General features: G+C 73.6%; 16 protein-coding genes and 1 tRNA gene. 10 read left to right on the top strand and 7 right to left on the bottom strand.

What is annotated here, in order from left to right; all coding sequences use genetic code 11:
* Window positions 1–37 precede the first annotated feature (37 nt).
* The 4 genes from TK50_RS22820 to TK50_RS22835 all read left to right on the top strand — a co-directional run bounded on the left by TK50_RS22820 (window position 38) and on the right by TK50_RS22835 (window position 3874).
* On the top strand, window positions 38–2602 hold the full coding sequence (locus TK50_RS22820; protein ID WP_043966982.1) for a transketolase C-terminal domain-containing protein: 2565 nt from the start codon (window positions 38–40) through the stop codon (window positions 2600–2602).
* A gap of 112 nt (window positions 2603–2714) precedes the next feature.
* Window positions 2715–3152, top strand: coding sequence for a DUF3052 domain-containing protein (locus TK50_RS22825; RefSeq protein ID WP_043966983.1), 438 nt, complete (start codon window positions 2715–2717; stop codon window positions 3150–3152).
* 100 nt (window positions 3153–3252) lie between these two features.
* A complete protein-coding gene (locus tag TK50_RS22830; protein ID WP_007072327.1) occupies window positions 3253–3720 on the top strand; it encodes a peroxiredoxin in 468 nt (155 codons plus the stop codon).
* 82 nt (window positions 3721–3802) lie between these two features.
* Window positions 3803–3874 (top strand) — tRNA-Val (locus tag TK50_RS22835).
* Between the two features lie 151 nt (window positions 3875–4025).
* Here TK50_RS22835 and TK50_RS22840 read toward each other — a convergent pair.
* Complete coding sequence (locus TK50_RS22840) at window positions 4026–5225, bottom strand: pectate lyase (protein WP_043966985.1); 1200 nt, start codon at window positions 5223–5225, stop codon at window positions 4026–4028.
* Window positions 5226–5466: 241 nt separating this feature from the next.
* Here TK50_RS22840 and TK50_RS22845 point away from each other — a divergent pair, with 241 nt between their 5' ends.
* Window positions 5467–5751, top strand: coding sequence for an alpha/beta fold hydrolase (locus TK50_RS22845; protein ID WP_063838619.1), 285 nt, complete (start codon window positions 5467–5469; stop codon window positions 5749–5751).
* Between the two features lie 49 nt (window positions 5752–5800).
* On the opposite strand, the gene TK50_RS22850 is transcribed toward TK50_RS22845, so the two are convergent.
* From TK50_RS22850 to TK50_RS22860, 3 genes are all read right to left on the bottom strand, one after another.
* On the bottom strand, window positions 5801–6274 hold the full coding sequence (locus TK50_RS22850) for a hypothetical protein (RefSeq protein WP_052503886.1): 474 nt from the start codon (window positions 6272–6274) through the stop codon (window positions 5801–5803).
* Between the two features lie 64 nt (window positions 6275–6338).
* On the bottom strand, window positions 6339–6671 hold the full coding sequence (locus TK50_RS22855; RefSeq protein ID WP_043966987.1) for a DUF6204 family protein: 333 nt from the start codon (window positions 6669–6671) through the stop codon (window positions 6339–6341).
* Window positions 6672–6817: 146 nt separating this feature from the next.
* Window positions 6818–7690 (bottom strand): hypothetical protein, encoded by an 873-nt coding sequence (locus tag TK50_RS22860; protein WP_144420367.1) that lies wholly within the window; start codon window positions 7688–7690, stop codon window positions 6818–6820.
* A gap of 186 nt (window positions 7691–7876) precedes the next feature.
* Between TK50_RS22860 and TK50_RS22865 the strand changes: the two genes are divergently transcribed.
* Window positions 7877–8674 carry an alpha/beta fold hydrolase gene (locus tag TK50_RS22865; protein WP_043966992.1) on the top strand — a complete coding sequence of 266 codons (798 nt, stop codon included), beginning with the start codon at window positions 7877–7879 and terminating at the stop codon, window positions 8672–8674.
* Here the strand turns inward: TK50_RS22865 and TK50_RS22870 are convergent.
* Entirely contained in the window at window positions 8646–9314 is a 669-nt protein-coding gene (locus TK50_RS22870; protein WP_043966994.1) for a dihydrofolate reductase family protein, read from the bottom strand. The two genes, TK50_RS22865 and TK50_RS22870, sit on opposite strands and share 29 nt — an antisense overlap.
* A gap of 66 nt (window positions 9315–9380) precedes the next feature.
* On the opposite strand from TK50_RS22870, the gene TK50_RS35485 reads away from it, so the two are divergent.
* From TK50_RS35485 to TK50_RS22885, 3 genes are all read left to right on the top strand, one after another.
* Window positions 9381–9980, top strand: a complete 600-nt coding sequence (locus TK50_RS35485; protein ID WP_043969270.1) for a TetR/AcrR family transcriptional regulator — start codon at window positions 9381–9383, stop codon at window positions 9978–9980.
* A 32-nt stretch (window positions 9981–10012) separates the two neighbouring features.
* On the top strand, window positions 10013–10501 hold the full coding sequence (locus TK50_RS22880; protein WP_052503887.1) for a GNAT family N-acetyltransferase: 489 nt from the start codon (window positions 10013–10015) through the stop codon (window positions 10499–10501).
* A gap of 151 nt (window positions 10502–10652) precedes the next feature.
* Complete coding sequence (locus TK50_RS22885) at window positions 10653–11804, top strand: polysaccharide pyruvyl transferase family protein (protein WP_043966996.1); 1152 nt, start codon at window positions 10653–10655, stop codon at window positions 11802–11804.
* A 69-nt stretch (window positions 11805–11873) separates the two neighbouring features.
* Here TK50_RS22885 and TK50_RS22890 read toward each other — a convergent pair whose 3' ends face one another.
* Window positions 11874–12080, bottom strand: a complete 207-nt coding sequence (locus tag TK50_RS22890; protein ID WP_043966998.1) for a hypothetical protein — start codon at window positions 12078–12080, stop codon at window positions 11874–11876.
* Between the two features lie 159 nt (window positions 12081–12239).
* Between TK50_RS22890 and TK50_RS22895 the strand changes: the two genes are divergently transcribed.
* Window positions 12240–12761, top strand: coding sequence for a DinB family protein (locus TK50_RS22895; protein ID WP_043967000.1), 522 nt, complete (start codon window positions 12240–12242; stop codon window positions 12759–12761).
* Window positions 12762–12884: 123 nt separating this feature from the next.
* Here the strand turns inward: TK50_RS22895 and TK50_RS22900 are convergent, their stop codons facing one another.
* Window positions 12885–13757, bottom strand: coding sequence for a carbohydrate kinase family protein (locus tag TK50_RS22900; RefSeq protein WP_043967002.1), 873 nt, complete (start codon window positions 13755–13757; stop codon window positions 12885–12887).
* Between the last annotated feature and the right edge of the window lie 46 nt (window positions 13758–13803).

Raw genomic sequence — 13803 nt, forward strand, 5'->3', positions numbered from 1 at the left:
GACGTGTCTGAGTGGGCGACCGGCCGCCGCGTCGGTAATGCTGTCGGACGTGACCACCCCGCAAGATCTCGACGACCGGTTCCGGGAGGCCCTCGCCGGGCTCGCCGCCGCGCCCCGGCGACGTGACCCGGCCGAGCGGGTCCACGACGGCGCGCCGCTGACCGGGGCGCAACTGCTGGACCTCTTCGACGCCCAGGTCACCAGCCGGCAGCTTGACCTCGCCGGGCGGTGGCTGCGCAGCTTCGGCGAGGGCTTCTACACCATCGGTTCCGCCGGCCACGAGGGCAACGCCGCGGTCGCCGCCGCGCTGCGTCCCGGGGACCCGGCCCTGCTGCACTACCGTTCGGGCGCGTTCTACTGCCTCCGCGCCGCCCAGGCCGCCGGGGAGGTCGCCTTCCCCGGGCCGGAGGGGGAGACCGACGCGCCGACGCCCGGGGCGCAGGCCACGCCGGCCGAGGCGGAACCCGCGCGGCCCGAGGCGGCACCCACGCCGTCCGACGCGGAGGAACCGCCGCCCGAGACCGGGGCCGAGGTCGGGGCCGGGGCGGCGGCGGGGACGGGGGTCGAGGCCGCGGTCGGTGCGGCCGGCGGGCCGGCGGCGGGCCGCGACGGTGCGGCCGGGCGGGAGGACGCGTACGCCGGTGCCGCCCGGGACGTGCTGCGCGGGATGGTCGCCTCGGCCCGGGAGCCGATCGCCGGGGGCCGGCACAAGGTCTTCGGCCGGGCCGACCTCGCGATCGTCCCGACCACCTCCACCATCGCCTCGCACCTGCCCAGGGCGGTCGGCGCGGGGCTGGCCCTGGAACGGCTGCGTCGCCGCGACCCGGCCGGGCGGCGGGCCGGTGCGGACCCGCTCGGCGACGTCGGGCAGCCGCCCCGCTCGCCGTGGCCGCCGGACGCCATCGTGGTCTGCTCGTTCGGCGACGCCTCGGTCAACCACGCCAGCGCCACCGCCGCGTTCAACACCGCCGGCTGGTACGACCACACCGGCCTGCGCATCCCGGTGCTCTTCGTCTGTGAGGACAACGGGCTCGGCATCAGCGTCCGGTCCCCGAAGGGCTGGGTGGAGGCGACCCTGCGGTCCAAGCCGGGCATCCGCTACTTCTCCGCCGACGGCACCGACCCCGTGCAGGCGTACGAGGCGGCCGTTGAGGCGGCCGGCTGGGTGCGCCGGCACCGGCGGCCGGCCGTGCTGCACCTGAGCACCGTACGGCTGATGGGGCACGCCGGCGCGGACGCCGAGGCCGCGTACCGCAGCTCCGGCGAGATCGCCGCGGACCTGGACCGGGACCCGCTGCTGGCCACCGCCCGGCTGCTCGTGGCGGCGGGCGTCGCCACGACCGACGAGCTGCTGGCCCGCTACGACGAGCGCGGCTGGCAGGTACGCCGCATCGCCGAGGAGGTGCTCGGCGAACCGAAACTCGCCTCCGCGGCCGAGGTGGTCGCCGAGACCGCGCCCCGCCGCCCGGCCCGGGTGGCCCGCGCCGTCGCGGACGCGGCGACCCGGGCCGGCGGGCCCGGCGCGGCGGCCCGCGCGGACGTGTTCGGCGGCCGGCTGCCCGAGGCGGCCGGCCCGCTCACCCTGGCGCAGAGCATCAACGCCGCCCTCGCCGACGGCATGCTCGACCACCCCGGGATGGTCGTCTTCGGCGAGGACGTCGCCGCCAGGGGCGGGGTGTACGGGGTGACGAAGGGGCTGCGCGACCGGTACGGCGCGGCCCGGGTCTTCGACACGCTGCTCGACGAGACGTCGATCCTCGGGCTCGGGCTGGGCGCCGGGCTGGCCGGGCTGCTGCCGGTGCCGGAGATCCAGTACCTGGCGTACCTGCACAACGCCGAGGACCAGCTGCGCGGCGAGGCGGCGACGATGCGGTTCTTCTCCTCGGGGGCGTTCCGCAACCCGATGGTGGTGCGGGTGCCGGGGCTGGCGTACCAGGAGGGCTTCGGCGGGCACTTCCACAACGACAACTCCCTGGCCGTGCTGCGGGACGTGCCCGGGCTGGTGATCGCGGTGCCGGCGCGGCCGGACGACGCCGCCGCGATGGTGCGTACCTGCCTGGCGAGCGCGGCCGTCGACGGCAGCGTCTGCGTGCTGGTGGAGCCGATCGCGCTCTACCACACCCGCGACCTCTACACGGAGGGCGACGGCGAATGGCTGGCCGACTACGCCGGGCCCGGCGCGTGGGCCGCCGGCCACGCGCCGGTCGGCCGGGCCCGGGTGTACGGCGTCGGCTCCGCCGAGGACGTCACGATCGTCACTTTCGGTAACGGGGTGCCGATGTCGCTGCGCGCCGCCGCCACCCTCGCCGACGAGGGGATCGGCAGCCGCGTCGTCGACCTGCGCTGGATCGCCCCGCTGCCGGTCGCGGACATCGTCCGGGAGGCGTCGGTGACCGGCCGGGTGCTGGTCGTGGACGAGACCCGCCGCTCCGGCGGGGTCGGCGAGGGGGTGCTCGCGGCGCTGGTCGACGGCGGGTACGTCGGTGCGGCGCGCCGGGTGGCCTCAGTTGACTCGTTTGTACCATTAGGTCCGGCGGCGCGTGAGGTGCTGGTCACCGAGGATGCCATCACCCAGGGTGCCCGTACGCTGCTGGCACGGTAAATTCCGTTCCACCCGGTGCGCCACTTGCGCGGGGGGCCGCGAGTGTGTGGACTTTGCCTGACGGCGTCGCCGCGACGCCGCGAGCAGGGACGAGATGAGGAGGCACGCGACAGTGAGCGCGACCGCTGGTCAGGCCGCCGACGGGGTACGCAGCCTGGCGGACCGGTTCGGTATCGAGCCGGGGATGGTCGTCATGGAGATGGGGTACGACGAGGACGTCGACCAGGATCTCCGGGACGCCCTGACCGACCGCTGTGGAGAGCTGGTCGACGAGGACACCGACGAGGTGGTCGACGCGGTGCTGGTCTGGTACCGCGACGGCGACGGTGACCTCTTCGAGCTGCTCGTCGACGCCCTCGGCCCGCTGGCCGACAACGGCGTCGTGTGGCTGCTGACCCCCAAGGCCGGGCGGGAGGGCCACGTCGAGCCGAGCGAGATCGCGGAGTCCGCGCCCACCGCCGGCCTGCAACAGACGTCCACGGTCAACGCCGGCCGGGACTGGAGCGGTGCCCGCCTCGTGCTGCGCCGGGGCGCCAAGGCCAAGAAGTAGCCGAACCTGCCCCCGCCCGTGGGGCCGGCCACACTCGGTGGCCCCGGCCCTCGGGTGTGGCAGGCTGATGCCACCTCCAGAATCGACCCAAGGAGCTCGCATGCCGATCGAGGTTGGCGCCGAGGCGCCGGACTTCGTGCTCAAGGACCAGAACAACCAGGAGGTCCGGCTGTCGGACTTCCGCGGCAAGCGCACCGTGCTGCTGGTCTTCTACCCGCTCGCCTTCACCGGCATCTGCCAGGGCGAGCTGTGCGAGGTGCGGGACAACCTCAACGAGTACGTCAACGACGACGTCCAGGTGCTCACCGTGAGCGTGGACTCGGTCTACGCCCACAAGATCTGGGCCGAGAAGGAGGGCTACCAGTTCCCGCTGCTGGCCGACTTCTGGCCGCACGGCGCGGTCGCCCAGGCGTACGGCGTCTTCAACGACGTCGCGGGCATCGCCAACCGGGGCACGTTCGTGATCGACAAGGCCGGCGTCGTCCGGTTCGCCGAGATGAACATGCCGGGCGAGGCGCGCGACCAGCAGGGCTGGCGCAAGGCGCTGGCCGACGCCGTCGCCGCCTGATCCCACCACGGGCACACCGGCGCGGCGGGCCGGAGTCGGCAGGGTAAGCTTGCCGGACTCCGGCCCGCCGTGCGGGCGTTCGGGGCGCGTAGCTCAGTGGGAGAGCACTCGCCTTACAAGCGAGGGGTCGCAGGTTCGAAACCTGCCGCGCCCACCCATCACCACCAGCGCGGGAGCGCTTCCGAAGCTCAAGAACCCGGCCGCTGACAGGCCAGCACAGGGGTCTGTGGCGAGACAGACGACGGACACCGAAGGGGCACCCGCCGCCAGGCAGGTGCCCCTTCGCGAACGTGGGTGTCCAGTGACTACCGGAAGGTGACGTCACTCCTGTTGACCTTGCAGTTGGCGTCGTTCCAGCCCTCACCGAGGTAGCTGGGTTCGCTGCCCTTGGGCACACCCTTGTACTTGCCGCAGATGGTGGCCGAGCCGATGACGACCACGCGGGTGATCGTCGCGGTGTCGTTCCAGTTGCTGTTGATGCCGGCGAGCATGTCGATGTCGTCGACGAGGACGTTGTCGATTCGCACGTGGCGGGTGTACGAGGTGGAGCAGTTGCCGCAGCCGCGGTACAGCTTGCCGGACCCCTTGAGGTAGAAGCCGGAGATGTTGACCGTGCCGTTGCCGTTGTGCTGGAAGGTCTTGTCGCTGCCGCTGCGCGCGCCGCCACCGATGACGTAGGAGGTGCCGCCGTTGGTCTGCTTGAAGGTGGCGGCGTCCTCACCGATGTCGTTCCACCACACGTTGCGCAGCGTGCAGGTGCCCTCGCAGTGCACGCCGTCACCGGCGGGCGAACCGAGGATGACGTTCTGCAGCGTGCCGCCGTTGGCGATCTTGAACATCGGGTCCTGCGACTCGCCCTGCCCACCGTCACCGATGCAGCAGTAGGTCTTCATCCCGCCGTCGAAGGTGCCGGAGACGTTGACCGTGCCCGAGATGCTCACCGAACCGGCCGACGACGGCCACGCGCCGGTCGGTGCGCCTGGGTTGCTGGTCGGGCCGGACGTCGGACCGCTGGTGGGGCTGGTGGTCGGGGTCGACCCGCCGCTGGAGTACGTCTCGAACTCGGCGATCCGCGGGGCACCGGACGCGCTGGTGATGACGAAGGAGAGCTTCTTCAGCGACGTCGAGGAGAAGTTGATGGTGCTCGGGGCGCTGCTGCCGCTGGCCAGGACGGCGCCCGTGTCGTGGTTCGTGAGCTGCCAGCCGCTGATCGAGCCGCCGCCCGAGGCCTGCACGATGACGGCCGAGGACACCGTGGTGGCGCCGCCCCACTTGACCGAGATCGTGCCGGTCGAGCCGCTCGGCGACCAGAAGGTGCTGGTGTTGCCGTCGATGACGTTGCCATAGCTGGTGCCGCTGGCCTTGCTGGAGCCGTCGGCGCCTGCACCGATGCTCAGGTTCGTGGCGGCCGAGGCGTGGGGGACCTGCAGCGCCAGCGCGGCGACGGCCCCTGCGACCGCAGTGGCACCGCCGGCCAGCCACCGTGTAGCAACTTTGCGTTTCATCTGATCCGCCCTTCAATCATGAACACCCTGTTACGGAAAGCGCTTTCCAGTAACCATAGGGCTTTATCGATGGCGCGGCAAGGTTGCGATTGCCGATTCGCCGACGTCTGGCACCCGCGCCGGGTGACCTGCTGGGCGACGAGCTGTTGGCGCTGCTCATCGAGGGTTGGAAGTTCCTGTGCGCCGAAGCGGTCGGCCCTGTTGCTGTCGGCGGCAACGGTGGTAGCAGCAGGGCCGGACAGTGCGGCCCACCACTCTCGACGAGACGACGCTGATCTTCCGCCACGACGGCCCGCCGAAGCAGTGGGCCGGCGTCGACGCCGAGGTGCTGCTGGCCTGCGGCGGGGCCGGGCCGCCCTACTACCGGCCGACCAACGAGGCCCTGGCGGGAGCCCTGCCGCACGCCCGCACCCTGGTGGTGCCGCGCGCGGGTCACGACGCGCTCAACCGTGCCCCGCGCCACCTGGTCGACGCGCTTGCCGAGTTCTTCACCGCCCCGGTGACCTCGGAGCGGGCGGGCTCATAAGGCGGGCGGGGTTCAGACAGGCCAGCCGTAGTTGTCTCAGCGAGGACGTTCAGGCCCAGCTGGCGTACGGGCGGTCCCGACGCGGACCGGCGATCGGCTCAGCAAGGTCACCAGCCGCAGCCACCAGGGTGATCGGGAATTCCGCATCCCACTGGCCGACGCCGACACACACGGTGCGATCGTCGAAGTGCCAGGCAGACAGGGATGGCACGAAGTTGGAAAGGACACCAGCCAGGGCCGACACTGCCTCGCCCCGCATCGAGCGTTCCAGGACCGGGCCCAGCTCGATCCGCTCCGGTGGCCCCCACACCTGAGCAAGCGACTCCGCCAGGACCAGGCACCCCCGATCGAAGTGATCCCATACCTCGTCGGTCTGGGAGCGATCCTCCCAGGATTCGGCACTGGTGCACAGGAACAGGATCTGGTAGCCCGGACCTGCCGTGTCGGCAACGGCAGTGTGAGGACCCGGTAGCGGTTGCTTCTCAAGTCCGAGCACCCGCTCCAAGCACCCAGCGAGATCCACGTCAGGCACTCTATGCGTTGAGCTGAGACGATCCGAGGCGACCGGACTCCCGCTGTCGTCGGGGTCAGCGTCCCCGGGGGCGGACCTTGATGCTGTCGAGGTCCGTCGCCACCGACGTGAGGTCGCCGTGGTCGGCGCCCAGCCCCCGGACGGCGGCTGCAGCCAGCGCCTCCGCCCGGCCGGTCACCACCTTCGCTGCGTCCTCCGCCGTGGCCCGGACGACGCAGCGGAAGGTGAACCCGAGCAGGGAACGCTCGTAGGTCACCGTGCCCTCCTCCGTGAACCGCGCCGCGAACACGTCGTGCTCGTCGGCGCGGGCGAGCAGCGCGGCCCGTTGCCCGGCGTCGAGCGGCGCGAACCTGCCGCGCACGATGACCTGATACGCCTTGTCCGCCATTGCTGATGCTCCCCGGTTTGTGGACGAAGTCACGCGGCGACTCCACCCTCATCGTGCCGCGCCCCCGGCGTACGGCAAGCGGTTTACGCCCCGCCGCTGCGACGGCGCGGGCCGCCGGGGGTGACCGGCGGCCCGCCGCGACCGGGTCAGTTGGCGCAGACCGCGTACGCGCGCACCTTCCAGTTGCTGCTGAAGCCGTTCTCGTCCTCCATGGCCCGGACGGTGACCGTGGTCGAGGAGGTGGCCCGCATCTCGGTCAGGCGCACCTGGCCCTCGCCGCCGAGGATCTCGCCGCCGACCCCGTGCACCCGGGTCCCGGCCGGGCAGGTGGCCACCACCGACTGGACGGCGGCGGAGCTGTAGGAGCTGTCGTCGACGACGCGCTGCTCGCCGGGGAGCGGATCGGCGCAGATCGCGGTGGCGTCGAGCCACCAGCTGCCGGCGAAGCCGGTGCCGTCCTCGACGCCGGCCACCACGACGCTGCTCTGCTGGATGCGCAGGTCCTCCAGGATCACCTCGCTGCTGGACGCCCCGACGACCGCGCCGCCGACCCCGATGGCGTGCTTGCCGGCGGGGCAGGACTTCTCGAACCAGTTGGACGTGCCGAAGCTGGGCGCGGAGCTGCCGGAGACGGTCACCAGGCCGCTGGGGGCGGGGGCGCACAGCGCGCTCGCGGTGACCGCCCAGTTGCCGGCGACGCCGTTCTCGTCCTCGCGGCCGGTCACCGAGTACGCGCTTCCGCCGGCCAGCGGCAGCATGATGTCCATGCCGACCTGTCCGAGACCGGAGCCGGTGATCGCCCCGCCGCCGCCGATGACCGTGGTGCCCGTCGGGCAGGTCGCGCTCTGCGACTTCGCGACGGAGTTGCTGGGGCCGGTCGTCGTCCTGATGCTCAGGCCGGGCACCGCCGCCACGGGCCCGGTGAGGGCCAGTTGGCCGAGCACGAGCGCGCTCAGCGCCGCCCCGCCCACGGCGGTCGTGCGACGCGTCCACCGGCTCCGGTTCAATCCTTCTCGCATGCTGTTCGACCTCTCAGAGAAGCTCGGCGGGCGATCCGGCCGAGGGTGTGTGTGCGTTGACACCGGTGGGAGAGGCGAGGGGGCGGTACGCCAACAAAAAACTCCGGAGAAGTTTCCGGGCCGGAATGTCGTACCGCTGGGGTTGGATCGGAAGCGGGACGGTCGGACGGAGCCGGAGGTGCCCGGGTGAGCTACGCGGAGGTCAACGGCCTGCGGCTGTGGCACGAGGTGCGCGGGTCGGGCCGCCCGCTGGTGCTGCTGCACGGGGGGTACGGCGCGGCGGAGTCGTTCGCCCCGCTCCTGCCGGCGTTCGCCGGCCGGCGGCGGGTGGTGACGGTCGACCTCCAGGGGCACGGCCGCACCGCCGACGTCGACCGTCCCCTGCGGTTCGAGTCGATGGCCGACGATGTCGCCGCGCTGATCCGCCACCTGGGCCTCGGCGAGGCCGACGTGCTGGGCTATTCGCTGGGCGGCGGGGTGGCGCTGCGCCTGGCGATCCAGCATCCCGCGCTGGTGCGCCGCCTCGTGGTGGTCTCCGCGCCGTGCCGCAGCGGGGGGTGGTATCCGGAGGTGCTGGCCGCGATGGCGGCCCAGGACGCGGCGACGGGGGAGCGGATGCGGGGCACCCCACCGCACGAGCTGTACGCCCGGATCGCCCCCCGCCCGCAGGACTGGCCGGCGCTGTGGGCGAAGACGGGGGAGCTGCTGCGCCGCGACTACGACTGGTCGGCGCAGGTCGCCGCCCTGGCCAACCCGACCCTGCTGGTCTTCGCCGACGCCGACTCGGTCCCGACCAGCCACGTGGCGGAGTTCTTCGGGCTGCTCGGCGGCGGCCACCGCGACGCCGGCTGGGACGGCAGCGACCGTCCCGCGTCGCGGCTGGCCGTCCTGCCGGGGCTGACCCACTACGAGATGCTCGACTCGCCCGCGCTGCCGGCCGCCGTGCTGCCGTTCCTCACCGCCCCGGCGCGCCCTCCGCAGTGACCCCCGCCGGGTCCGCTGCCGCCGGGTCCGCTGTGCCGGTCGACGCCGACGTCGGGGCCGGCTCGGCGGCGTAGTGCAGGAGGACCAGGCCGCTGTCGAACGACTGCGTGCCGGTCAGGGTGAACCGGTGCGCCGCGAAGCCCCGGGCGGCCAGCGGGATGCCGCTGCCGGCCACGATCGGGTGCAGCTTGACGACGAGTTCGTCCACCTCGGGCAGGAGCTGCCCGGCGAGGTTCCCGCCGCCGCAGAGCCAGATGTCGCCCCCGGGCCGCCCCTTCAGCTCGCGGACGAAGGCCACCGGGTCGCCGGCGACGACCTCCAGCCCGGGGCCGGTCGACGGCGGCAGCGAACGGGAGAAGACGTACTGCCGCAGGTGGGCGTACGGGCTGGTGATGCCGACGCGCAGCGCCGGATCGTAGGTGGCACGCCCCATCAGCACCGCGTCGAAGCGCCCGGTGGGTCGGTCGATGCCGAGCTGCGGGTGGCTGAAGGTGGGGAAGGTCTGCGGCCATCCGGCGGTGAGGTGGGCGGCCACGTCCGGCTCCAGGGGGAAGAAGTCGTAGGACCCGTCGGGGGCGGCGATGAAGCCGTCGAGGGTGCTGGCCACGTAGTACACGAGCTTGCGCAAGGGGACTCCCATCAACCACTACTGCTGTCGTGGTTGGAACGTACTACACCTGTCGTGGTTGTTGCTAGGGTGTTCGGCATGGCCCGGAACCCCCAACGACGTGCCCTGCTCGCCGACGCCGGGCTGCGCGTGCTCGCCGCCGCCGGGGCGCGGGGCCTCACCCACCGCGCCGTCGACGCCGAGGCGGGCGTGCCCACCGGCACCGCCTCCAACTACTTCCCCACCCGCGAGGCGCTGCTCGGCGCGCTCGGCGAGCGGGTCTTCGAGCGGTACGCCCCCGACGAGGCCGTCCTCGCCCGGCTCGCCGCCCGCGACCCGTCGATCGACCTCACCACCGACTACGTCCGCTACATCGTCGAACGCACCACCCGCGAGCCGTACGTCACCCGGGCGCTGATCGAGCTGCGGCTGGAGGCGGCCCGCCACCCCGAGCTGGGCCGGGGCCTGGCCGAGGTGCTCCGCCGGGGGTACGCCGACGACGTCGCGTTCCACGCCGCCGCCGGGTTACCGGGTGGCGCGTTCGAGATCGCCCTGCTTCACTATGCGGTGGACGGGTTGCTGCTCGACCTGCTCACCACGTCGATCGACGCCGGCTTCGACGTGGACGAGGTGGTTTCCGCCCTGGTGTCCCGCCTCGTCGGCGGCGCCGCCCCGCGACCCGGGGTCGCCCGCGACTGACGGCGGCCCGCCCGAAGCGCCGAAGGAGTCGCGTGTCGCTCACCCTGGCCCCGATGACCGACGACCAGCTCGTCCGCCTGCGGGTCGGGCTCGAACGGTCGTACGCCGAGAACCTCGCCGAGGCCCGGGGACTGTCGCCGGAGGCGGCCCGGGCCGAGGCGCTGGCCCAGATCGGCCGGCTGCTGCCCGACGGGGTGGCCAGCCCGGGCGTCCTGCTGCGGGTGGCCCTGGTCGAGGGCGAGGAGGTCGGCTGGATCTGGACCACCCTGCCCGGTGCCGACCTGCCCACGATGGCCTGGATCCACAACATCGAGGTGCATCCCGCCCACCGGGGGCAGGGGCACGCGCGGCGGATGATCCAGCTCGCCGAGGCCGAACTCGCCCGGCTCGGCGTCGACCGGCTCGGGCTGAACGTGTTCGGGCACAACACCGTGGCGATCCGGCTCTACGACAGCCTCGGCTTCCGCGTCGCCGCCCAGCAGATGGTCAAGCCGCTGCCGCCGCCGGCAGCGCTGGGCTGAACGCCGCCGATCCGCCGGGCTGACCGCGCCGCGACGCCGATCCGCCCCTGCCGCGATGCCGATCCGCCCCCGCCCGATATCGGGACGTGTGCCCCCGCAGCCAGCGGGAAACCCACCCGGAACGCGCATCCTGCGGGGAGGAGCGAGGCCAATGAGGGACCGCACCGCACCGACGATCGGCGTGCTGGGCTCGTACGGCGGTCGCAACCTCGGCGACGAGGCGATCCTGAGCGGCCTGCTGGCCGACCTGCGCTCACACGAGCCCGACGCACGGATCATCGTCTTCTCCCGCAATCCGGCGCACACCGCCCAGGCGCACCCCGACGTCGAGGCCGTGCCGTGGGAGGGGGTGAGCCGGGTCGACTCGGCCGAGGTGCTGGCCGAGCTGGACCTGCTGATCCTCGGCGGCGGCGGCATCCTGTACGACCGGGAGGCCCGCCGCTACCTGCGCGTCGTGCGGGTCGCCCAGGAGCGGGGGCTGCCCCTGCTCACGTACGCGGTCGGGGTGGGCCCGCTCAGCGACGGGGTGGACACCGGCATGGTGCGGGAGACCCTGGCCGGCGCCACCGAGGTCACCGTGCGGGACCAGGAGTCCCGGATGGTGCTGGAGGAGGCCGGGCTGCTCAACCCGATCACGGTGACCGCCGACCCCGCGTTCCTGCTGGAGCCGGAGGAGTTCCCCGCGCACCTGCTGCGCGAGGAGGGCGTGCCGAACGGCAAGCGTCTGGTGGGGCTCAGCGTGCGGGAGCCGGGCCGGGCCGCCGAGCGGCTCGACGTCGACGGCTACCACCGGCTGATCGCCCAGATCGCCGACTTCCTCATCCACCGGATCGACGCGCACGTGCTCTTCGTGCCGATGGAACGCGACGACATCCGGCACTCGCACGGCGTGATGTCGCACATGACCGCCGCCGACCGGGGCCGCATCCTGCACGGCGACTACTCGCCCCGGCAGGTGCTGGGGCTGATGCGGCACTTCGACCTCGCCGTCGGCATGCGACTGCACTTCCTGATCTTCTCGGCGATGGTCGGCACCCCGTTCCTGCCCCTGCCGTACGCCGGGAAGGTCTTCGACCTCGCCCAGCGGCTCGGCGTGCCCGCGCTGCGCGGCGTGGAACGCGAGGTCGAGGGGCCGCTGCTGGCCGAGGTCGACCGCCTGTGGGACGAGCGGCACGCGCGCGCCGCGGAGACCGCCCGCCGGGTGGCGGAGGTCTGCGAGCAGGCCCGGGGGACCTCCCAGGTCACCGGCGCGGTCCTGGAGAGCCTGCGGTCGCGGACCCTGACCCGCGCCGGGGCGGCCTGACCTGCGCCGGGTGGCGTGGAGCGCGTCGGGGCGGCCTGACCCCACCACCGCCGCGGTGGCGGTCGGCGGTCAGACGGCGGGCCCCCGCCAGCGGTAGAGCCACCCCTGATCCCCGCCGACGGTCGACTCCAACTCGTAGATCTCGGCCTCGGCCAGCCCGTGCCCGCCGAGGTGGTGGTGGGTCAGCGGCGGCCGGCCGTTGCTGTCCAGCTCCACCCTGACCGTCTGCCCGTCGGCGCTGCCGCCCGTCAGCGGGATCTCTGCCGTTGCTGCCATGGGCCCATCCTGCCCCGGCACCGGAGGCCCCGCAGGGCCGTCACCCGGAGATCTTGGTGATTTTCGGCCCCTCCGGGGGCCATTTTCTTCCAAGATCTACGCCCGGCGGGGCCGCCGCGCGGGGCAGCGCGACCAGAATCGGACAAGTAGGGTGCGGAGATGGCGGAGATCAAGATCGACCCGACCCTCGGCCCCGTGTTGGCGCGCACCGGCGACGAGCGCGCGGTGCTCGAATCCTTCCTCGACTTCCACCGGGGCATCGTGCTTCGCAAGGTGGCCGGGCTCTCCGACGCCGACGCGCGTCGCCGGCTGGTGCCCTCCCGCACCACCCTCGCCGGCCTGGTGAAGCACCTGACGCTGGTGGAGCGGAACTGGTTCCCGGCCCTGCTCGCCCCCGGGCCGGGCGACGTCCACGTCACCGGCGAGGCGGATGCGGTGGACAGCTTCACCCTCGACGGGTCCGACACCGTCGAGTCCCTGGTGGCCGGCTACGAGCGGGCGTGCGCCCGGTCCCGGGAGGTCGCGGCGCGCTTCGACCTCGACCACGTGGTGCCGCAGCCGCAGCTCGGCGAGGTCTCCCTGCGCTGGATCCTGACGCACATGATCGAGGAGACGGCCCGGCACGCCGGGCACGCCGACATCCTGCGCGAGCTGACCGACGGCTCCACCGGCGCGATCTGACCACGAACGGCCCCGGCGGCGAACCAGCCCCGCCCGCCCGGCCGCGTCCCTCCCGGCTCACCGGCCGGGATACGCCCCGCTCACCGGCCCGGTCGCGTCTCAGCAGGCCTGCTGCCGCCCCGCTCACCGGGTCGGCAGCAGCCCCGGCGGGTACTCCATGCCGTCGTGGGCGCAGGCCGCGGCGGCCACCCGGGCCGCGTACGTCGCCGCGTCGGCCAGCCCCGCGCCGCGCAGCCGGGCCGCGAGCAGGCCGGCCGCGAAGGCGTCCCCGGCGCCGTTGGTGTCCACGACCGGCGCGGGCGCGACGGCGGCCGGCACCCGCACGGGCGGGGCCCCGCCCGTGAACAGCTCCGCCCCGTCCGCGCCCCGGGTGACCGCCGTGGTCCGGGGAGCGAGGGCGGCGGCGAGCGCCCCGGCCCGGTCGCCCAGCCGCACCCCGCTGACGAAGACCAGGTCGGCGACCTCGGCGAACGGCCGGTGATAAGGGTTGTCGCCGTCCCAGTCGTGCAGGTCGGTGGAGAGGCCCACCCCGGCGGGCAGCCCGGCGCGCAGGCCGGGCAGCAGGGGCGGCACCCAGTCCATGATCGAGACGTGTACGTGCGCCGCGTCCCGGGCGAGCGCGGCCAACCGCTGCGGCGAGAACGGCGGCGGCCCCTGCCACGGGCGGGGGTCGTAGAGCGACATCCGCCGGCCGGCGGGGTCGACCAGGTTCACCGACCGGCGGGTGCCGCCGGGGTCGACGACCAGCTCGGCGTGCACCCCGGCCCGCTCCAGCGCCCGGCGCACCACCTCGCCGGCCGGGTCGGCACCGAGCACGTCGACGACCGCGACCCGCAGCCCCAGTGCGCGGGCGGCCAGCGCCACCCCCGCCCCGGTGTTGCCGATCCGCAGGTCGATCGGGGGCACGGTGAGCGAGTCGGCGGCCGGCAGGGGGAGCTGCGGCACACGTACCCGCAGATCCACCCCCAGCCCCCCGAGCACCAGAAGGTCGAACATCCCCCGACCGTAGCGGCCCGGCCCGGCCCGGTGCCCCGGTGGACCC

Source organism: Micromonospora haikouensis (genome assembly GCF_000876225.1).
Taxonomy (GTDB): Bacteria; Actinomycetota; Actinomycetes; order Mycobacteriales; family Micromonosporaceae; genus Micromonospora; species Micromonospora haikouensis.